Source organism: Vibrio sp. NC2 (assembly GCF_025195005.1).
GTDB lineage: Bacteria > Pseudomonadota > Gammaproteobacteria > Enterobacterales > Vibrionaceae > Vibrio > Vibrio splendidus.
Genome location: NZ_JANVFC010000008.1, coordinates 201,739 through 222,038 on the forward strand (window position 1 = coordinate 201,739; position 20,300 = coordinate 222,038).

Annotated in this window: 17 protein-coding genes and 1 tRNA gene; 7 read left to right on the plus strand and 11 right to left on the minus strand. The window is 45.9% G+C overall.

What is annotated here, in order from left to right:
* Positions 1-26: 26 nt before the first annotated feature.
* The 3 genes from groL (at position 27) to NX845_RS13245 (ending at position 4,371) form a co-directional block, all read left to right on the plus strand.
* Positions 27-1,673: a chaperonin GroEL gene (groL, locus tag NX845_RS13235; RefSeq protein WP_017079119.1), complete on the plus strand. Its 1,647-nt coding sequence runs from the start codon at positions 27-29 to the stop codon at positions 1,671-1,673.
* A 426-nt stretch (positions 1,674-2,099) separates the two neighbouring features.
* Positions 2,100-2,657, plus strand: coding sequence for a VC2662 family protein (locus NX845_RS13240; protein ID WP_102536759.1), 558 nt, complete (start codon positions 2,100-2,102; stop codon positions 2,655-2,657).
* A gap of 235 nt (positions 2,658-2,892) precedes the next feature.
* Complete coding sequence (locus NX845_RS13245) at positions 2,893-4,371, plus strand: diguanylate cyclase (RefSeq protein WP_102575984.1); 1,479 nt, start codon at positions 2,893-2,895, stop codon at positions 4,369-4,371.
* Between the two features lie 65 nt (positions 4,372-4,436).
* Here NX845_RS13245 and NX845_RS13250 read toward each other — a convergent pair whose 3' ends face one another.
* A complete protein-coding gene (locus tag NX845_RS13250) occupies positions 4,437-4,925 on the minus strand; it encodes an MgtC/SapB family protein (protein ID WP_004733333.1) in 489 nt (162 codons plus the stop codon).
* 204 nt (positions 4,926-5,129) lie between these two features.
* Positions 5,130-6,152: an EF-P beta-lysylation protein EpmB gene (epmB, locus tag NX845_RS13255; protein WP_102575983.1), complete on the minus strand. Its 1,023-nt coding sequence runs from the start codon at positions 6,150-6,152 to the stop codon at positions 5,130-5,132.
* A 33-nt stretch (positions 6,153-6,185) separates the two neighbouring features.
* Here epmB and efp point away from each other — a divergent pair, with 33 nt between their 5' ends.
* A complete protein-coding gene (gene efp / locus NX845_RS13260) occupies positions 6,186-6,752 on the plus strand; it encodes an elongation factor P (protein WP_004733338.1) in 567 nt (188 codons plus the stop codon).
* Between the two features lie 468 nt (positions 6,753-7,220).
* Here efp and frdD read toward each other — a convergent pair whose 3' ends face one another.
* Genes frdD through frdA form a run of 4 tightly spaced genes read right to left on the minus strand, consistent with a single transcriptional unit; the run spans position 7,221 to position 10,609 of the window.
* Positions 7,221-7,625: a fumarate reductase subunit FrdD gene (frdD, locus tag NX845_RS13265; RefSeq protein ID WP_004733339.1), complete on the minus strand. Its 405-nt coding sequence runs from the start codon at positions 7,623-7,625 to the stop codon at positions 7,221-7,223.
* Positions 7,626-7,636: 11 nt separating this feature from the next.
* A complete protein-coding gene (gene frdC, locus NX845_RS13270; RefSeq protein ID WP_004733341.1) occupies positions 7,637-8,020 on the minus strand; it encodes a fumarate reductase subunit FrdC in 384 nt (127 codons plus the stop codon).
* Position 8,021: 1 nt separating this feature from the next.
* Positions 8,022-8,786, minus strand: a complete 765-nt coding sequence (locus NX845_RS13275) for a succinate dehydrogenase/fumarate reductase iron-sulfur subunit (RefSeq protein WP_004733343.1) — start codon at positions 8,784-8,786, stop codon at positions 8,022-8,024.
* A complete protein-coding gene (gene frdA / locus NX845_RS13280) occupies positions 8,786-10,609 on the minus strand; it encodes a fumarate reductase (quinol) flavoprotein subunit (RefSeq protein ID WP_260256902.1) in 1,824 nt (607 codons plus the stop codon). The genes NX845_RS13275 and frdA overlap by 1 nt, the downstream gene beginning before the upstream one ends.
* 451 nt (positions 10,610-11,060) lie before the next feature.
* Here frdA and epmA point away from each other — a divergent pair, with 451 nt between their 5' ends.
* Positions 11,061-12,032: an elongation factor P--(R)-beta-lysine ligase gene (gene epmA, locus NX845_RS13285; protein WP_017061301.1), complete on the plus strand. Its 972-nt coding sequence runs from the start codon at positions 11,061-11,063 to the stop codon at positions 12,030-12,032.
* Between the two features lie 134 nt (positions 12,033-12,166).
* Here the strand turns inward: epmA and NX845_RS13290 are convergent, their stop codons facing one another.
* The 5 genes from NX845_RS13290 to rsgA form a co-directional block, all read right to left on the minus strand.
* Entirely contained in the window at positions 12,167-13,054 is an 888-nt protein-coding gene (locus NX845_RS13290) for a DMT family transporter (RefSeq protein WP_016799445.1), read from the minus strand.
* A gap of 175 nt (positions 13,055-13,229) precedes the next feature.
* Positions 13,230-15,110 carry a methyl-accepting chemotaxis protein gene (locus NX845_RS13295; RefSeq protein WP_017086895.1) on the minus strand — a complete coding sequence of 627 codons (1,881 nt, stop codon included), beginning with the start codon at positions 15,108-15,110 and terminating at the stop codon, positions 13,230-13,232.
* 283 nt (positions 15,111-15,393) lie between these two features.
* Positions 15,394-16,809, minus strand: coding sequence for a DASS family sodium-coupled anion symporter (locus NX845_RS13300; protein WP_004733348.1), 1,416 nt, complete (start codon positions 16,807-16,809; stop codon positions 15,394-15,396).
* Positions 16,810-17,106: 297 nt separating this feature from the next.
* Positions 17,107-18,033 carry an archaetidylserine decarboxylase gene (asd, locus tag NX845_RS13305; protein ID WP_102575981.1) on the minus strand — a complete coding sequence of 309 codons (927 nt, stop codon included), beginning with the start codon at positions 18,031-18,033 and terminating at the stop codon, positions 17,107-17,109.
* A gap of 125 nt (positions 18,034-18,158) precedes the next feature.
* Positions 18,159-19,214: a small ribosomal subunit biogenesis GTPase RsgA gene (gene rsgA / locus NX845_RS13310; RefSeq protein ID WP_004733350.1), complete on the minus strand. Its 1,056-nt coding sequence runs from the start codon at positions 19,212-19,214 to the stop codon at positions 18,159-18,161.
* 149 nt (positions 19,215-19,363) lie between these two features.
* Here rsgA and orn point away from each other — a divergent pair, with 149 nt between their 5' ends.
* Positions 19,364-19,909: an oligoribonuclease gene (orn, locus tag NX845_RS13315; RefSeq protein WP_004733351.1), complete on the plus strand. Its 546-nt coding sequence runs from the start codon at positions 19,364-19,366 to the stop codon at positions 19,907-19,909.
* 179 nt (positions 19,910-20,088) lie between these two features.
* Positions 20,089-20,164: transfer RNA gene (locus tag NX845_RS13320), tRNA-Gly, on the plus strand.
* Positions 20,165-20,300 lie beyond the last annotated feature (136 nt).

A 20,300-nucleotide genomic window follows, 5' to 3' on the forward strand; every position in this document is an offset into this window, starting at 1 on the left:
AATAAAGAATTTTAAAGGAAATTAAGATGGCTGCTAAAGACGTTAAATTTGGTAACGACGCACGTATTAAAATGCTAGAAGGTGTAAACGTTCTGGCTGACGCAGTAAAAGTAACGCTAGGTCCTAAAGGCCGTAACGTTGTTCTAGACAAATCATTTGGCGCACCGACTATCACTAAAGATGGTGTTTCAGTTGCACGTGAAATTGAACTTGAAGACAAGTTCCAAAACATGGGCGCACAAATGGTTAAAGAAGTGGCTTCGCAAGCGAATGACGCGGCGGGCGACGGAACAACAACAGCAACAGTATTGGCTCAGTCTATTATCGCTGAAGGCCTAAAAGCCGTTGCTGCTGGCATGAACCCAATGGATCTTAAGCGCGGCATCGACAAAGCGGTTATCGCGGCTGTTGAAGAGCTGAAGAACCTTTCTGTTCCTTGTTCAGACACGAAAGCTATCGCGCAAGTAGGTACTATCTCTGCGAACTCTGATTCGACAGTAGGTAACATCATCGCTGAAGCGATGGAAAAAGTAGGTCGTGATGGCGTAATCACGGTTGAAGAAGGTCAGGCTCTGCAAGACGAGCTAGACGTAGTTGAAGGTATGCAGTTCGACCGCGGTTACCTATCTCCTTACTTCATCAACAACCAAGAAGCAGGTTCTGTTGATCTAGATAGCCCATTTATTCTTCTAATCGACAAGAAAGTTTCGAACATCCGTGAACTTCTTCCGACTCTAGAAGCAGTTGCTAAGGCATCTCGTCCACTTCTTATCATTGCTGAAGATGTAGAAGGCGAAGCGCTAGCAACTCTTGTTGTGAACAACATGCGTGGCATCGTTAAAGTGGCTGCTGTTAAAGCACCTGGTTTCGGCGACCGTCGTAAATCTATGCTGCAAGACATCGCTATCCTAACGGGCGGCACGGTTATCTCTGAAGAGATCGGCCTAGACCTTGAGAAAGTAACGCTAGAAGACCTAGGTCAAGCTAAGCGCATTACGATCACTAAAGAAAACTCAACCATCATCGATGGTGCGGGTAATGAAGAGATGATCAAAGGTCGTGTTTCTCAAATTCGTCAACAAATCGAAGATGCAACTTCAGACTACGACAAAGAAAAACTTCAAGAGCGCGTAGCTAAGCTAGCTGGCGGTGTTGCAGTAATCAAAGTTGGCGCTGCGACTGAAGTTGAGATGAAAGAGAAGAAAGACCGCGTAGAAGATGCACTTCACGCAACTCGCGCTGCTGTTGAAGAAGGTGTGGTTGCTGGTGGTGGTGTTGCTCTTATCCGCGCTGCGTCTAAAGTTGCTGGCCTTGAAGGCGACAACGAAGAGCAAAACGTAGGTATCCGCGTTGCACTACGTGCAATGGAAGCGCCTATCCGTCAAATCACGACCAATGCTGGTGATGAAGAATCTGTTGTTGCTAACAACGTTCGCGCTGGCGAAGGTAACTACGGTTACAACGCAGCTACTGGCGAATACGGCGACATGATTGCTATGGGTATCCTAGATCCAACTAAGGTAACTCGTTCTGCACTTCAGTTCGCAGCATCGGTAGCTGGTCTTATGATCACAACAGAAGCGATGATCACTGATAAGCCACAAGATTCTGGCCCTGCAATGCCTGATATGGGTGGCATGGGCGGTATGGGTGGTATGGGCGGCATGATGTAATCATCCCCCTTTCTCATAACAGAGAAAGCCATACATAAGCTTTAGAAAACGGAGACTTCGGTCTCCGTTTTTTTGCTCGTTATAATTGGATTCGTCGTTAAACTGAGATTCCAGATACTTCGTTCCTCAGTTCTGGAATGACGGTTGTTATTGCTAGAGTTATTTTGCGTTTCGTCATTCCCTACAGCGAGGCACGAGCGTGATAGGGAATCTTTACAACCTTCAAATAGAAACATGGGCCTAGATCGCTACTCTTACCTCTCACCGTATCCCTTTCTTTATATTGCTCTTTATGATTTAGCGTCTTATATTCAACAGTACAGTTATGACATTGATCTAACATGGATAGCTGTTGAATAAAGGATAATAAATGCTTGATTGAAAATGGATTAATCAAGTCAACAATAAGTCAGTGGAGACTCCCCAATGAAAAAATTACTTTCAGTACTTGCTGTGTCTGCAGCAGTAATGGCACCGGCGGCATTTGCTTCTTCGCCTGTTATGTTTTCAACGATCAACGGCTTCAATGCTCCGGATTCAGATGCGGTTGGCGGTGTACGTGTTGCGTTGCTTCATGGGCAAGTGAATGACGTTAAAGGTGTCGACCTTGCTATTATTGGTATGTCAGAGACGCAAACGACGACAGGTGTAAACTTGGGTATTTTTGGTGCGCATAAAGTAAACCAAGAAATGACCGGTGCTTCTTTGGGTATATTCAACTGGAACCCAGGAAAAACAACAGGTTTGAACTTGGGTGCAGTGAACATCACTAATGATGTAAAAGGCGCGAACGTGAGTTTTGTTAACTATTCTGAAGGCGACACTATGGTTGATGTGGGTGCGGCGAACCTTTCAGAAGTTTCTACGGTTCAGGTTGGTATCTTCAACAAAACAACGAAGATTGAAGGCGTGCAAATTGGCTTGATCAACTGTGCTGATAACGGCTTCTTCCCGTGCTTCCCGATTGTGAACTTTGCTAAGTAAATTGTAGTGAGCCTTTCAACTCCCTATTGGCGAGTTGCTTTTTTTAGTAAGGCTTAAAGCTTTCAATGTTTAAACCTATTAACGCCTAAGCCCTTGAGCTTAGGCGTCATTGCTTTCCATTCCTAACTCACATATCTCAAATGACCCAATAAGCATTCTGTTTTATATTTGCTATTGCAGTATTTTTACTTATAAGTACAATGTGCGATAAATTTCCAACGATGATTTATATGCTTTGATTAATACCCATACCGTCGATTTTAAAAAGGCTTTTTTAAGTCTAACCGCCAGTTTTTTAGTAGTTTTGAGCTTGTTGCTCGTTGATTCAGCGGAAGAATCAGATAAACAGTATGGAATCGAAAACCAAGGCGTGACACGCTCTTTAGCGGAGCTCACACAGATCATTAATGCGCTTGAGTACAACATCACTGCGCTCTACCCACTGCATGGTGACACCTACGTATTCTCGCATGAGAAAAAGATCGAAGATGAAACGTGCTATTTCACCAGTGAAGAGCAGCATGCCCCTCGCTTTGACTTTATGTTCTCTGGCCCTCGCGAGATGTGCGATCCGAAATCGGACCTTTATACCGAGGCGGGGAAGCGCCTGTTTATCGCGCCGACCATGGCTTATTTTGCCAATACCATAGAGACCATCTCTGCGATTTACTTCATTTCGAAAGAGAAGTTTATTATCTCTTCCCCCTCCGATATTGCCCAATATATGAAAGGCGATACGTTCGACTCTGTCGTAAATAGCCGACCATATTGGATTAATACGATTCGCTTTGGCTTAGCTCAGGGGCAAGATCAGGTAGTGTATACCGGCCAATACGATGATTACTTAACAGGTAAGAAAGTGGTGACCTTAACCAAAGGGATCTACGTTAATGGTGAGTTTAAAGGGGTATTGGGTGTCGATGGCTATGTCTCTAACCTCGTATCGAACCCTACCCATGGTTATAAAGTCACCAGCACTCGAGGCGCAAACAAGTACGGGTTTATGGACTTTACTTATTCCAAGCCTCTCTATGTTGATGACATTAACACCCAGCTATATCTGAGTATTGAAGAAGATAAGATCGAGCACTTTCTGCATGTATTGGCGATGGAGAAGATTCAGCTTTCGATACTGTTGGTTTTGTATTTGCTCTCGGTTTTATGGCTATGGCGTTTTTATACAAGACAAGAACACCAGCGTTTGAATGACCTAGCAATGCGCGATCCATTAACGGGCTTACTGAATCGACGTGGCTTTGAAGCTCGATTACTGGCTCAGGATGAACAGCCGATTATTGGTGTTGGCGTGTTTGATATCGATGATTTTAAAGTGGTTAATGATCAGTATGGCCACAAAACGGGGGACGAGGTGATTTGCCATGTTGCTCAGTTGATGCTGAACAGCGTTAGGCAGCAAGATATCGTGGCACGGTTTGGTGGTGAAGAGTTTGTTGTCGCGATCACGGGTGAATCTTCTGAGTTGCTTTCGTCGATCTTTGAGCGAATTCAAAACGATATTAGCCTGCAAAGTTATCGATGCCCAACGGGTGACAAGGTGAATATTTCTGTTTCTGGTGGGGCGACGCTCTACTCTCTGTATAAATTCGACAGTGTCGGCCACTTGTGGGAAAACCAGAGTATTCGTTCGTCGGATGAGCAGCTCTATAAGGCCAAGGCTGCTGGTAAGAACCAGGTGTGTATTCAGGTGTATTAATTAGTTGGATACACAAAGGCCTAGTCGTGTGACTAGGCCTTTTTAATGTCTGTTTCCGGTTGAGGTTACTTCTTCACGCGGCCTTTTCTCATCCACTTCTGATGCACACCACGGCGTAGGCTCTGGAAGCTATTTTCCACTTTGTCGACACCAAGCAGGATAACCAATGCCATTAGCGTGATGATGACAGACTGAGAGAGATGGCCTAAGGCAATCATCATCCCTAATGCAGCGAGTACCCAAATAATCGCAGCTGAAGTCACACCATGAATCTTGCCATCCAATGTCATCATGACCCCTGCACCAAGGAATCCAACACCCGTAATGATCTGACCAAGTACACGGGCCTGATCGAGCGTGTTGGGGGATAGGCTAATCGCCATGGTGAGGAAGAAATAGGTACCACTGATGATCAGAATCGACGTTCGGATTCCGACGGGTTTACCGCGTGTTTGCCTTTCTATTCCGATTAAAGAACCACATAACATGCATGCAGCGAGGCCTGCCCAGCTAAAGGGGGCAAGGTTGAGAGTTTGTTCTATAAATTGTGACATATCACCCCTCCTAAGAATTTAGAATAGAGCCGAGTATGCTAATAATAGACCGGACGATCGAACAAAAAATTTTTGTCTTAACGACTGATAGAGGTCACTTAAAGTCTAGCAGCCGTTTGTCGTTAAGGTGAAGCTAGGGGAGTTTTTCTGTTGTCGCTTCTTGATACTCAATACGATAAGAAGCGACCATTGCTCGAGATAGAGTTATTCAATATGTAGATCGAGTGGCGTCTTGCTGCTGCGTCCACCAATCTCACGAGTTAACTTAGGTACGAGGTAGCCAGAAACCTCAGAGATTAATCCCTTAAAGTGACGCTTGGCTTCTTCATCAGAAATATAGAAATGAGCGGCGCCCTGAACTTTATCAAGTACATGCATATAGTAAGGTAAAACACCGGCGTCGAATAGCTTTTCGCTTAATTCTTTCAATGAGTTAGCGCTGTTATTTACGCCTTTAAGCATCACGCCTTGGTTGAGCAGAGTAGCCCCACTTTGCTTAAGCTTATGAAAGGCTTGCTTGAGTTCTAAGTTAATCTCGTTAGCATGATTAATATGGCTGACCATCACCACGTTGAGGCGAGTTTGAGCTAATAATTGGCATAGCTCATCCGTCACTCGAGCAGGGATTACAACCGGTAATCGGCTATGAATTCGAACGGTTTTTACATGCGGAATCTGTTCGATGGCATGGATCAGCCATTCGAGTTCGCTGTCTTTGGCCATTAAAGGGTCGCCACCGGATAAGATAACTTCGTTGATCTCTGGATGAGTGGCTACATAGTCGAGGCTGGTTTGCCACACAGACTTCGAGCCCTTGTTATCTTGATAAGGGAAATGACGGCGGAAGCAGTAGCGGCAGTTGATGGCGCAGCCCCCTTTTACAATCATCAATGCGCGACTTTTGTATTTGTGCAGCAACCCCGGGATTGTGTTTTCTTGCTCTTCTAGTGGGTCGGCTGAATAGCCTTGATGAACCTCGAACTCTTCACTTAGCGGTAACACCTGACGCAATAGAGGGTCGTGTGGGTTGCCTTTTTCCATTCGTTCGACAAAGCTAAGGGGTACCCTAAGTGCAAATAATTCACGAGCAGCGAAGCCTGCTTGCCACGGTGTTGGGTCTATTTCTAATGCCTCAAGCAGTTTTGACGGGTCAGAGATCGCATTCGATAGTTGTTTGAGCCAGTTTTGCTCAACAGATTCGACTTTTCGGGTTATGATATGCGGCATTGAAATTAACTCAAAGATGTGGAAGAGAAAATCATGGCGTCAGTAAGCACCAATGAATTCAAAGGCGGTTTAAAATTCATGTTAGATAATGAGCCTTGCGCAATTATCGACAATGAATACGTTAAGCCAGGTAAAGGCCAAGCGTTTAACCGTGTAAAACTTCGTAAACTGCTGTCAGGCAAAGTGTTAGAGAAAACATTCAAGTCAGGCGAAAGCTTCGAGCTTGCAGATGTTGTTGACGTTGAATTAGGCTACCTATACAACGATGGCGAATTCTACCACTTCATGAACAACGAAACATTTGAGCAAATCGCAGCAGACGTAAAAGCAGTCGCTGATTCAGCAAAATGGTTAGTTGAAAATGACGTTTGTACTCTAACGTTGTGGAATGATAACCCTATCACTGTTACTCCGCCAAACTTTGTTGAGATCCCAGTAACTGAAACTGATCCTGGCCTGAAAGGCGATACACAGGGCACGGGTGGTAAACCTGCAACTCTAGCAACAGGCGCGGTTGTTCGTGTACCTCTGTTCATCGCTATCGGTGAAGTTGTTAAAGTTGATACTCGTACTGGCGAATACGTTGGTCGTGTAAAATAATTTGATTGTGTCCATCTTGTTTAGGATGGCTCAGTGAAATAGAAAAGGTCGCTTATGAGCGGCCTTTTTTGTATCTGGCGATCAGGAAAAGCAGAAGAGCAGAAGAGCAGAAGAGCAGATTCGAGTAAACGAGATGTGAGATGCGAAGAGCGGGAAAGGCAGATTCGAGTAAACGGGATGCGAAATACGAAGAGCGGGAAAGGCAGATGCGCGTAAACGAGATGCGGGATACGAAGAGCTTGACGGGCAGATGCGCGTAAACGGGATGCGAGATACGAAGAGCAGGAAGAACAAGAGCGAGCTAGATGTGTGAGATTCGACAAGCAACAAAAAAGCAGAGCTGGATAACCTAGCTCTGCTTCTAATCTTTCGCTCTTAAGCTCTTCGAATCTCGATTACTCGAATCCCGCATCTGCTCTTAAGCTCTTCGATACTCGTTTACCCGAATCTCGAATCTGCTCTTAACTGTTAGATCATAAAGATGAAGATAACAGACAGTGCGCTGATTAGGCCTGCAACGAAGTAGCAGCCCACTTTACCTGCAACGCCGACGTGGAACTTAAGGTCGTGCATGCCGTGGTGAAGACGGTGCATTGCGTGCCACATTGGCAGTGCTAGCGTACCGATGATGAATAACGCACCGATAATGCTGGTGGCGAATTCAGAAACACGTTCGTAGCTCATTGCATCCGCATCGATAATGCCCATTGGCACTAAGATACCCAGCACTAAAATCGTGATTGGTGTGATCATCGCGAACCAAGTACCGCCAGCACCGAATAGGCCCCACCAGATTGGTTCATCAGAGCGTTTAGGGTTTTGGTTAACAGACTTAAGGTGGTTAACAGGTTTCATTTTGTAATTTGTGTTCATAACGAAGCTCCTTACACCACCATAAGAACGATTAAAGAAATAAATGCCACCGCTGCCCACTGGGTCAGTACGATGATTCTTTTATCTACCAATTTGCCTTTAAGACGGATTGGCATTACTTGAGGCATCATGCTAAAGAAGGTCTGAGCGTGCAGTAAGCTGCCTAGCAGTGCCACGATGTTGATACCAACAACGACAGGGTTAGCCATAAAGCTCAACCAACCTTCCCACGCTTCAGGCCCTTTCACTAGCGAACCCAAACCGAAGGTTAGGAACAGAGTGAATAGAATCAAAGGCAGTACAGTCGCTTCACGTAGCATGTAGAAACGGTAGAACGGATGGTTGCTCCACCATGTTCTCTTCATTTCACGAACATAAGGTTTACGATTGCTCATATTACGCTTCCTCCGTCGCTTTAACCGGTTCGCCATCAGGTTTAAACATCGAGATAACGAAGTCCATTGAAGACTCAACTTTACCTTGGTTTACTGCAGCCGCTGGGTCTACTTTCTTCGGACATACGTCAGAACAGTAACCTACAAACGTACAGCCCCAAGCGCCATTGTCGCCATTGATAAGCTTCATACGTTCAGCTTTACCATTGTCACGGCTATCTAGGTTGTAGCGGTGAGCAAGAGCAAGTGCCGCAGGGCCGATGAACTCAGGGTTTAGACCAAACTGAGGACACGCTGCGTAACACAAACCACAGTTGATGCAGCCAGCGAACTGTTTGTACTTCGCCATTTGCTCTGGAGTTTGGATGTTAGTGCCGTCTTCTGGCTTGCGGTCGTTACCAATGATGTAAGGCTTGATTGCTTCAAGGCGCTCGATGAACGGCGTCATGTCGACAATCAAATCTTTCTCGATTGGGAAGTTAGCCAAAGGCTCAATCTTGAAGCCATTCGGGTAGTCACGTAAGAAGCTTTTACATGCCAGTTTTGGCACGCCATCAACCATGATGCCGCAAGAACCACAAATCGCCATACGACAAGACCAACGGTAAGACAGGTCTTTATCTAGGTTATCTTTGATGTAACCAATCGCATCAAGTACTGACATGGTTTCATCAAACGGAACTTCAAATGTTTGAAAGTGAGGTTCTGCATCGTGCTCAGGGTCATAACGCAGGATTTCAATTTTTTGGATTCGATTCGCTGACATTATGCTTGCTCCTCTTCGCTCTTCTTCGCATTCTTTTCTGCTGCTTTTTCAGCAGCAGCGGCTTTCTCGGCTGCTTCACCGTATAGACGAGCTTTAGGTTGAGATTTAGTAATCTTAACGCCGCTGTAGTCGATGGTTGGTGCTGCATCTTCGTTGTAGAAAGATAGAGAGTGTTTCAGGAAGTTCACGTCATCACGTTCTGTGCAGTTGTCGTCTAGACGTTGGTGTGCACCGCGAGACTCTTTACGAAGGATCGCTGAGTGAACCATCGCTTCTGCAACTTCAAGACCGTAGCCCACTTCGATAGCGTAAAGTAGGTCAGTGTTGAACACTTTGCCTTTGTCTTTAATGCTGATCTTCTTGTAGCGCGCTTTCAGTTCAGTGATTTTGTCGATGGTTTCTTGCATCAAGTCTTCTTGACGGTAGATACCACAACCCGCTTCCATGGTGTGACCCATTTCAGTACGGATGTCAGCCCAGTTCTCATCGCCTTCTTGAGCCAAGATACCTGCGATGCGATCTTCAACCGCTTTGATTTGCTTAGTGATAGCTTCTTCGTTCCAGCCTTTGAATTCAGCGGCACGTTTCACGGCTTGTTCACCGGCTACGCGGCCAAATACCACGAACTCAGCCAGAGAGTTAGACCCTAGGCGGTTTGCACCGTGTAGGCCAACTGAAGCACATTCACCAACGGCGAATAGGCCTTTAATGCGAGTCTCACACGTACCGTTAGTTTCAATACCACCCATGGTGTAGTGAACGGTAGGGCGAATTGGGATTGGCTCTTTTGCTGGGTCTACGTTTACGTACGCTTTTGCAAGCTCACAGATGAACGGAAGACGCTCTTGCAGGTACTCTTCACCAAGGTGGCGAAGGTCAAGGTGTACGACATCACCAAGTGGGTGCTTGATGGTGTTGCCTTTCTGCTGCTCGTGCCAGAATGCTTGAGAAACTTTGTCACGAGGACCCAGTTCCATGTATTTGTTTTTCGGCTCGCCCACTGGAGTTTCAGGGCCCATGCCGTAATCTTGTAGGTAACGGTAGCCGTTCTTGTTGACGATGATACCGCCTTCACCACGACAACCTTCAGTCATCAAGATGCCAGTACCCGGTAGGCCTGTTGGGTGGTATTGAACGAACTCCATATCACGCAGTGGAACACCGTGGCGATAAGCCATTGCCATACCGTCGCCAGTCACGATGCCGCCGTTGGTATTGCAGTGGTAAACACGACCTGCGCCACCGGTTGCTAATACAACAGATTTCGCTTTAATCGTAACAAGCTCACCTTCAGACATATGAATCGCGATTAGGCCTTGTACTTCGCCATCTTCAACGATCAAATCCACCACAAAGTACTCATCAAATCGTTTGATTGTGTCGTACTTCATCGAAGTCTGGAACAGAGTATGAAGCATGTGGAAGCCGGTTTTATCCGCTGCGAACCACGTTCTCTCTACTTTCATACCGCCGAATCGGCGTACGTTTACTTCACCGTTTTCTTTACGACTCCATGGGCAGCCCCATTGTTCCATTTGGATCATTTCGCGAGTCGAGTTTTCAACAAAGTATTCAACAACATCCTGTTCACATAGCCAGTCGCCACCGCCAACAGTATCGTTGAAGTGGTTATCTAGGCTATCTTCGTCTTTAATTACTGCTGCTGAACCGCCTTCTGCTGCTACCGTGTGCGAACGCATTGGGTAAACTTTAGAAATCAGTGCTACTTCCAATTCAGGATTAGCTTCAGCCGCAGCGATAGCTGTACGAAGACCAGCGCCGCCTGCGCCGATGACTGCGATATCTGTGGTAATTGTCTTCACAGTTATTCTCCAGTGTGATGCGGAGTATTCCGCTTGTTATTATAAAAAGCTTATTTAGGAGGTTCTAAATCGTAGGAACCATTTAGCACCCCTAAGCCTTAAGTGGTAGGTTCAGTGTAAGAGAGGAAGGCATTTCAAAAATTGATGCATTTGGGTTTTTAGGTCGGTAATGCATATGGAGGCATAGAAATTATAGGTTATGTGACTGCAATCACGGCAATGAATTGTTGATAACGATTAACCCACAGGGCGGGTGTTAACGGCTTGTTGAGTATGATTTTCGTTATCAATGTTGATGTGAAAGCTGTATTGATAATTGTATTGTAGAACGTAATTTTCTGGCTTCATTAAAACAACATTTTGCTTTCATCAATAGACAGATAGAAGCTTACAAAAGAGACGAAAGGTGGTAATTTTCGTCGCCTAGAATTCAGTGATATGGAACTTAATAATGCACTCTACATGGCAACCGGCCGCAACCATTAAGCAGTTAAAGCAACGTGCTGATATCCTTAATCAAATTCGCCAGTTCTTTACAGAACGAAACGTGATGGAAGTGGATACGCCTGCGATGAGTCACGCCACGGTGACGGATGTGCATTTGCATACGTTCAAAACTGAATTCGTAGGGCCGGGTTATGCGCACGGCCAACCACTGTTCTTTATGACGAGCCCAGAGTTTCATATGAAACGACTGTTAGCGGCAGGCAGTGGCTGTATCTACCAAATTTGTAAGTCTTTCCGTAACGAAGAAAATGGCCGTTATCACAACCCTGAGTTCACTATGTTGGAGTGGTATCGTGTTGGCTTTGATCATCATGACTTGATGGATGAAATGGATCTGTTGTTACAGCAGGTACTTAAATCAGGCTCAGCACAGCGAATGACTTACCAACAAGCCTTTATTGATGTGTTGGGTGTGTGTCCACTGGAAGATTCGATGGATACGCTAAAGCAAGCTGCAGCGAAACTAGGGCTCAGCGACATTGCAGATCCAGAAGAAGACCGCGACACGTTATTGCAGCTGCTGTTTAGTATTGGGGTTGAAGCTAAGATAGGGCAGCAAGTGCCTGCGTTTGTTTATGACTTCCCAGCATCACAAGCGGCGTTAGCCAAGATTAACCCGAATGATCCACGAGTGGCGGATCGCTTTGAGGTGTATTTCAAAGGGATTGAATTGGCAAACGGCTTCCATGAACTCGATAAGCCACAAGAACAACTTCAGCGCTTTGAAGGTGATAATGCCAAACGCATTGAGATGGGCTTATCGCCTCAACCGATTGACCATCACTTGATTGAGGCATTAAAAGCGGGCTTACCAGACTGTGCGGGTGTTGCTCTAGGTATCGATCGTCTGATCATGCTGGCGCTGGGCTACGACCACATCGATGACGTGACGGCTTTTCCTTTCCCGCGTTCTTAGCTTTTTGCTTTTGTTTTTACTGAGAGTTAATAGTCCTTAGCTATTAACGGTTAGCTATTAACTCTCAGCTTTCAATCCGCTTCACTAGCTAACTAGAATACCGGTGCTCTATCTGACCAAAATACCGGTGCCTACTAGCTGACCAGAATCCCAGTACCCACCACGGCAACAATGGCACCTATCCAAGCGTAGGCATTTGGTCTCTGCTTGGTGTACAACCAGAGTATCGGTAACAACATGATGGGCGTGGTTGAAGATAACAGAGCGACCATGCCGACATTGCCTTCTTGCAACGCGTACAAGATCAGCGTCATTCCCACCGCCATTGCCAAAAAGCCGTTAACCGCGGTAATCGCGAATATCTGCTTATTCATTGGGTTAAGTGCGCGTGAAAGTTTGGCGCCTGTTAAGCGAAACAGTGAGTGAGCCACAAAGGCGGTGATCATTCGAATGGCAGAGGCGGCTATTGGGTCAATGCTAGTTTGCATCACGGGTTTGGCAATAATGCCGCCCAATGCTTGGCAGATCGCGGCGGTGATTCCCAACGCAACACCAATCCACACCGTGCCCTTAATGGTTTCGAGTTGGTTGTTCGCTTGTCCACGACGACCAAAGAAGATTGCGGTTAATACACCACTAAACACCAACGCCGAGCCAATAAGCTCCACCGAAGTCATGCTTTCGCTAAACAGGAAGTAACCAAGAATCGCCGAGAACACGGCGTGACAAGAGAACAGCAAACCCGCTTGGCGCGGTCCCATTCGGTTCAAACAGGCAAATAGGGCCGTATCACCAATGAAGATACCAATTAGACCCGACAGCATCATCGGCGTGACTAAGTCAGCTTCCACACTTGACCAACCACCGGTAAACCAAGCCATGCTTGATAAGATGATCGCGGTACAACCCATTCGCCAGCGGCTGTAGGCGAAAGAACCTAAGTGTTGAGCAGGTTTTACTGACATCAGGCTCGCAATCGCCCAAAGAAAAGCGGCAGCAAGAGCTAACCATTCGAATCCCATCTGAATAACATCCTTGTGTCTGGGATAAATTAGCTCATCAATATGCATCAAACCGAACTGAGAACAAAGTGATTCTTATGAAAGAACGACTTTGTTTCAGTTATTAGTATATGTCAGCTGTCGCTTGCTGGTGTGGTTCACTTATTTTGCTTGAGGCGCGCTAAACCTTAAAGCGCTATACCTTAAAGCGCTCCACGTCTTGGCGCATCGACTCAGCAGCGCTGCTCATTTCATTTGAGCTATTGCGACTGCTTTCCGCTTGCTGGGCAAGATCGTCGGATGCGTCTTTGATTCCTTGCGTATTGCGGCTGATGTCCTCGCTGACCGCGCGTTGCTCTTCTGCAGCACTGGCTATTTGCAGCGCCATGTCGTTGATTTCAGTGATTGCTTGCGTGATTTTAGTCAGGCTGCCATGGGCTTGTTCTGCGAAGCCAACACTGTTCTCTGCCAGTTGAGTGCTGGTGGTCATGCTTTCGACGGCATGTTCGGTATTCTTCTGCAGCGTATCAATCATCACGCGGATTTCTTCGGTCGAGCCATGCGTTCTTTGGCTGAGCACTCGAACTTCATCGGCCACAACCGCAAACCCACGACCTTGTTCACCCGCTCGAGCGGCTTCAATCGCCGCATTCAATGCCAACAGGTTGGTCTGTTCGGCAATGCCTTGAATGGTGGAGAGGATCTGGTTGATGCTTTGAGCATTGCTCTCTAATTCACGAATCACATTGGCGGCATCTTCAACTTGAGTCGCCAAGCCAGTAATCGCATCGCGGTTTTGTTGGATGACCTCTTGGCCTTCGTTACAAGCAGTAGCGGATGCCTGAGAAGCGGATGCCGTTAATTCGGCATGGCTAGCCACTTCGGCTGCGGTGGCGGACATCTCATGAATCGCGGTCGCAATTTGGTTGATATCGTTTTGTTGATTCTCAACGCTAATCGAAGACTGGGTCGCCAGTTGATTGGCTTTCTCTGCATGATTGTTGAGATCGTGGCTGTGTTCTATTACGCCCTTCAACATGCTTTGCATCTGGCTTAAGAACTGGTTCACGAGCTCGGCAAGTTTGCCAATCTCATCCATACGTGTGATATCAATACGTTGAGTGAGGTCACCTCTGCCTTGTGCGAGCTGAGTTAAGGCTTCAGACAAGGTTTGTAATGGAGAAAGTAGGCGGTTAATCACCATTGTGCTCGCAATTGAAATGATGATGTACAAAACCAAAGAGGTCAGCGTGATGAATTGAATGGCATCGGATACTGCAGAAAACGCCATTTCTTTATCGATAACAATACCTAACGACCAATCAGTATTCGGGACGTTGGCAATATAGACCAGCTTATCGCCTTGACCCGGCCAAGTGAGAGTAGTGATCATTTGGTCTTGAAGCAGTTGTGACACCTTGTTGGTTGTTAGTTCGGGGTTCAGACTGGTCAGTGGTTTTTGACTCAGTTCTTCATCACTGTAGGCCACAATGTTGTTATTGCCGTCGACTAAAAACGCAAAGCCATCGTTATCCAGTTTTACATTGAGAACCGTATCGATAATGCTGGTTACGGTTAGATCGGCCGCGAGAACACCTTGTCTATCGCCACTGAATGCTTTCGCAAAGCTGATGACAATGCTGCCGTCAAAGTCTTGATAAGGTTCGGTAATGATGAGATCTGATGTTGCGTTGGCATCTTTATACCAAGGGCGAGTGCGCGGGTCATAGCCTGCTGGCCAATCTTCACCTTTGTCGCCATAAGCGATCGTGCCATCGCTGAACCCTGCATAAACAGACAAGAATTGTCCGGCTTGCTTGGTGATCAATAACTCGCGATCAGAGTTGCTACTACTTGAAATAGTCGATTCATTGGCAAGCATCATATCACTGCGGATTGAGAGCCAATCGGCAATGTAATTCGTGGTGCCAACACTGACATTTTTCATTTCTTGGTTAATCGCGACCTCGGTTTCTTGAGTCAGCTGATTAACTGATATCCAGGCTTGAGCGCCACTCACGACGGCGATAATGACCGCAATCGCGATCTGAATTTTAAACTTAATAGTATGTCTCACAGCTTATTCCTCTCTTATTAGACAAATGCTAACGACAGTGACGTACTTGATATTGAACTGATGTGTTTCTTATAGGGGGATATTGTCGCTGTCTTGATGTTAGTAAATGTGTTTAAAATCAAAAATTTAAAATGACTTATCGTTATTTTTAATAAACCGTGAAGTAGAATCACAATTATCTATCGATTAAAAACTGATAAACCCTCCAGATAGCGAAATCATGATTGCTATCTGGAGGGTTGTAGTGAAAAGCTAACGTGTTAGGTGATAATAAGCTAACGTGCTAGGTGATAATAAACAGTGCGAGGTAGACCATCAGCAAGCCGACGATTCCTAAGATGATACCCATCTTCGCCATGTCTTTACTTTCGATAAGCCCGGTCGAGTAGGCCAACGAGTTTGGTGGTGTCGATACGGGTAAAATCATACCTAGCGATGCAGAGAAGGCGACCACAACCAGTAGTCCTTGCAGGCCTCCTATCGCAACCAAGCTTTCCATTGATGCACCAATCGCAGCGGCGATCGGCATCAGTAAGTTGGCCGTTGCGGTGTTTGACATGAAGTTCGCCATTAACCAACATACGATGGATAACGTTAGCACTACCGCCGTTGGTGAGAGCGACTCATAATCAATCGCGTGTGCGAGTGCCACGGCTAAGCCTGTTTTATCGAGTCCTATACCAATCGCAATACCACCGGCTACTAGCCACAATACATCCCAGTTAATCAGCTTAAGCTCTTCTTTGCCCATGATACCGGTGAGAGTAAACACCGCCAGTGGAATGATAGACACCACATAGGTGTTCATGCCGTGCAGTTTGGTGGTCATCCACAATAGGATAGTGGCGGCGAAGGTGACGTAAACCACAATCGCACGCCAGCTTTTTCTAAATTGGCCATCAAGCTTGAGCACCATGTTTCTTTCCTTGGACGGGAAAAACTTCTGTAGAAGGAACCAAGCGATGGTCAGTTGAATGATCACAAAGGGCAAGCCCATCATCATCCAGCTTAGGAAGTCGATACTGTTCTCACCCGTCAGGTATTGCAGTGCGATGGCATTGGGCGGTGTACCGATTGGTGTCGCGATACCACCGGTGTTAGCAGCAATTGGAATACACAACACCAACGCCTTGATGCCCATGTCGCCTTTTGGTGCTGACGCCACGATTGGACCTAGCAGCGCGAGCATCATTACCGTTGTGGCGGTATTCGACATGAACATTGAGAACACGGCGGTGATCAGCATTAAGCCGAGCATAATGAAGCGCGGTTCTGTACCAAATGGTTTGAGTAATACTCGCGCTAAGTTGTTGTCGAGTTCGTACTTGGATGCCGATATCGCGAGAGCGAAACCACCCATGAAGAGGATGATGATTGGTGACGAAAATGCACCGAATATGTCGGTATATTTGATTAACTCACCGAGATCGTGTCCTGCTGGTGGGTTTCTAAATAGGTGCAAACCTTTGTCGGAAATCATCACCAGTTCAAGCGCAATGATCAAAATGGAAGTGGCGAATACCGGAACAGGTTCAAGCACCCACAGTAGAGCGGCCAACAAGAATATAGCCAACAAGCGGTGTTGAATCAGCGTGAGATCATCGATTGGTATTGAATCTATCGGCATGAATAACACGCCCAAGGGAATCGCAAAACAAATCAACAGCTTGGCCAGAACGCCAACATTGAGTTTAGGCATGTACAAAGACCCTATGAATAAAATATCTTCAAATAGAGTAAGTTATCTGGATTTTTGGTACTTGGAGACGGGTTGTAAAATCGGAAAGTTGTTTAAGGTTTCGACAGTTGTTTTGTTTTTGGTCAATCTTTTTTCTTGGTAATTCGACGTACTGCTCGTTGAGAATAAGGTTATCGGTAGTTAGATTTGTTGAAATCTTTAAGGGAAATATCTCGAACTAGATAAGAAAAAGGCGCGTTATTCTCTAAAAGTAGAAAACTAACGCGCCCTTAAAGCTTACTAAGTTAACTCAGAGAGTTAGACTTGGTCTGTGTTCTCTGTTGAATCAACAGCTTCAGCAGTCTCTTCATTTACTTCAACGTCTTTGCCCGCAATATGCGCGAAAGGGGTGCCTAGAACGGTTTTCTCACCATTTTGCATCGTTTCGTCAAACTTGATTGCGTCTTTAGCGAACAGGTTGATAACCGTTGAACCAAGCTTAAAGCGGCCCATCTCTTCGCCTTTCTTCAAGACGACAGCTGTATCACCTTGTGCAGGGTAATCCCATTTGTAAACTGAGTTACCACGAGGTGGAGTAATGGTGCCAGCCCATACTTGCTCGATGCTGCCAACGATAGTTGCGCCAACCAGCACTTGTGCCATTGGGCCAAACTCAGTATCAAAGATACAAACCACACGCTCGTTACGTGCGAATAGGTTTGGAACGTTCTCTGCCGTTAACGGGTTAACTGAGAAAAGGTCACCCGGAACGTAGATCATCTGGCGAAGTGTGCCGTCACATGGCATGTGCACGCGATGGTAATCACTTGGCGACAAGTAAAGCGTTGCAAATTCGCCGTCTTTAAATTCATCCGCTAGAGCAGCATCACCACCCAATAGCTCACGAGCTGAGTAGTTATGGTTTTTAGCTTGAATCAGTTGACCGTCAGTAATTGGGCCAAACTGGCTTACACGTGCATCAGCAGGGTGAACAATAACAGAGTCACCTTCTGCGACAGGGCGCATGCCTTCTTTCAATTCACGTACGAAGAATTCATTGAATGTTTTAAAGTGTTTTGGATCGCTATGCAGAGCTTCATCCATGTTTACTTTGTATTGCTTGATGAACCAGTTGATGATCGCTGTCGTTAAGCCACCCGCTTTAGCAGATGCCAGTTTACCGACTAGGCGAGTTAGCCCATGCTGTGGGATCCAGTACTGCAATCCAACTTTAATCTTATCCATTGTATTAATTTTCCAATGCTAATTGTTTTTCAATTAAATCTGTCGATGACGGTTTAGGGCGCGAGATGTTACTTAAATTCGCGCCAATTGTCAGTAAATGCACACATTTGTTCACAAAAACGCGATTAGAGATCGGCTTTCTTGCTTCGTGAGTACTGACGGTTATCTTTGTTGTCAGCCATTGTTTCAATAATGCGATGGTAGCTAGCAAAACGTAAGCGGCTAATTTTACCGTCTTCAACGGCTTCACGTAGAAGACATCCAGGATCGTCATTGTGTTTACAGTCACGGAATTTACAACCACCTAGGTATGGCTTGAATTCAATGAAAGCATCAGTGACTTCATCGGGTTCTAAATGCCATAGGCCGAATTCACGTACCCCTGGGGAATCGATAAGATCACCACCAGAAGGGAAGTGATACAAACGCGCCGCAGTCGTAGTGTGTTGACCCAGTCCTGAGTTTTCAGAAACCGCGCCTTCTTCAATGTCTAATGTCGGCATGAGTGCATTCACTACGCTGGATTTACCTACGCCAGATTGACCAACGAAAATGTTGATACGATCTTTCAGTTCAGCTTCCAACTCTTTGATGCCGTAACCCGACTCTTTACTGACGAACATGACTTTATAGCCGATTTTCTCGTATATTTTCAGCGTTTCGCGGTATTCGCTAATTTGTTGTTCTGTCAGCAAGTCGACTTTATTGAGCACAACTAACGGGGCAATATTCACCGTTTCAGAGGCGATCAAGTAACGGTCGATGATATTAAGTGATAGCTCCGGCAGTACAGCTGAAACGATAACCATTTGGTCTACGTTTGCGGCAACCGGTTTTAGGCCGTCGTAGTAATCAGGGCGAGTTAGCATTGACGTTCTTGGCTCAACGGCTTCTACAACACCAGAGATGCCGGCCATTGATTCAAGTCCTGCGCGCCAAATGACTTTGTCTCCAGAAACTAACGTTTCAATACTGCGGCGTAAGTTACAACGGTGAACTTCGTTGGTTTCAAGATCTTCGATATCGGCATGTTGGCCAAAGCGCGTAATTACGAGTCCGCTTTTTGTTCCGCCAAGCATGTTCTCATCCCACTGGATAGAATCTTCTTTCTTGAGTCGCTTGTTCTGGTTGCTACGAACACGACGCACTTGACCTTTGGTTAACTTCTTTTTTTTAGCCACAATTTTTCACTTAACACATCTAACTTGATGATTGAGGACTCAAACGGAATGTTGTTGGTACCATTGATTTCGATGGCCCTAAAGCTAGTTTGAGTATAGTTATTTGGGTATAGTACCTCTTTTATACATAAACAAATAGGCGACGCCTTATGTCCTTTAGCGATCAGAACCTGATTTGGGTTGATCTAGAGATGACGGGACTTGATCCTGAAACTCATAAAATCATTGAAATTGCTACTATCGTTACTGATAGTGAGCTTAACATCCTGGCTGAAGGACCTGTTTTGGCTATTCACCAACCTCAGAGTGAATTGGACAAGATGGACGAGTGGTGTACAACCACCCACACCGGCAGCGGCCTAGTGAAACGAATTCAAGAAAGCACGGTTTCAGAGCAAGAGGCTATTCAACAAACGATTGAGTTTCTTGAGAAGTGGGTACCAAAAGGCAAATCACCGATTTGTGGTAACAGCATTGGCCAAGATCGCCGTTTCTTATACAAACACATGCCAGAGCTAGAAGAGTACTTCCATTACCGTTATGTCGATGTAAGTACCCTGAAAGAGCTGACTCGTCGCTGGAAACCCGAAGTACTTGATGGTTTTTCAAAGTCGGGAAGTCACCTTGCATTGGATGATATTCGTGAGTCGATCGCTGAACTGCAGTACTACCGAAAAACGATTATTAACATCTAATCAGATCAAATGATCACGTTTATCTAACTTTTCAGGGACATAAGAGCTGATTTTTTTGCAAATCTGCGTGCTTTTACAGCAGTTGAGTAAAAACTTTCGTAATTTTGCATTAAGGACTTGCATCACAAAAAAATGCTCTTATAATTCGCAGCCCTGAACGACGAAAGACGTTTCAGATTGCGATACTAGCTCAGTTGGTAGAGCGCAACCTTGCCAAGGTTGAGGTCATCGGTTCGAACCCGATGTATCGCTCCAAATTCTCTCTTGTGCTTAGCACTGAAGAAGATGGTCAAGTTTCATTGTACTTAACAATGCATCCGGACGCGGGATGGAGCAGTTTGGTAGCTCGTCGGGCTCATAACCCGAAGGTCGTCGGTTCAAATCCGGCTCC

What these genes read in the sequence shown, in the direction of transcription:
- groL (WP_017079119.1), top strand. Translation starts at nt 27, where the DNA reads ATGGCTGCTAAAGACGTTAAATTTGGTAACGACGCACGTATTAAAATG.
- NX845_RS13240 (WP_102536759.1), top strand. Translation starts at nt 2,100, where the DNA reads ATGAAAAAATTACTTTCAGTACTTGCTGTGTCTGCAGCAGTAATGGCA.
- NX845_RS13250 (WP_004733333.1), bottom strand. Translation starts at nt 4,925, where the DNA reads ATGTCACAATTTATAGAACAAACTCTCAACCTTGCCCCCTTTAGCTGG.
- epmB (WP_102575983.1), bottom strand. Translation starts at nt 6,152, where the DNA reads ATGCCGCATATCATAACCCGAAAAGTCGAATCTGTTGAGCAAAACTGG.
- efp (WP_004733338.1), top strand. Translation starts at nt 6,186, where the DNA reads ATGGCGTCAGTAAGCACCAATGAATTCAAAGGCGGTTTAAAATTCATG.
- frdD (WP_004733339.1), bottom strand. Translation starts at nt 7,625, where the DNA reads ATGAACACAAATTACAAAATGAAACCTGTTAACCACCTTAAGTCTGTT.
- frdC (WP_004733341.1), bottom strand. Translation starts at nt 8,020, where the DNA reads ATGAGCAATCGTAAACCTTATGTTCGTGAAATGAAGAGAACATGGTGG.
- NX845_RS13275 (WP_004733343.1), bottom strand. Translation starts at nt 8,786, where the DNA reads ATGTCAGCGAATCGAATCCAAAAAATTGAAATCCTGCGTTATGACCCT.
- epmA (WP_017061301.1), top strand. Translation starts at nt 11,061, where the DNA reads ATGCACTCTACATGGCAACCGGCCGCAACCATTAAGCAGTTAAAGCAA.
- NX845_RS13290 (WP_016799445.1), bottom strand. Translation starts at nt 13,054, where the DNA reads ATGGGATTCGAATGGTTAGCTCTTGCTGCCGCTTTTCTTTGGGCGATT.
- NX845_RS13300 (WP_004733348.1), bottom strand. Translation starts at nt 16,809, where the DNA reads ATGCCTAAACTCAATGTTGGCGTTCTGGCCAAGCTGTTGATTTGTTTT.
- asd (WP_102575981.1), bottom strand. Translation starts at nt 18,033, where the DNA reads ATGGATAAGATTAAAGTTGGATTGCAGTACTGGATCCCACAGCATGGG.
- orn (WP_004733351.1), top strand. Translation starts at nt 19,364, where the DNA reads ATGTCCTTTAGCGATCAGAACCTGATTTGGGTTGATCTAGAGATGACG.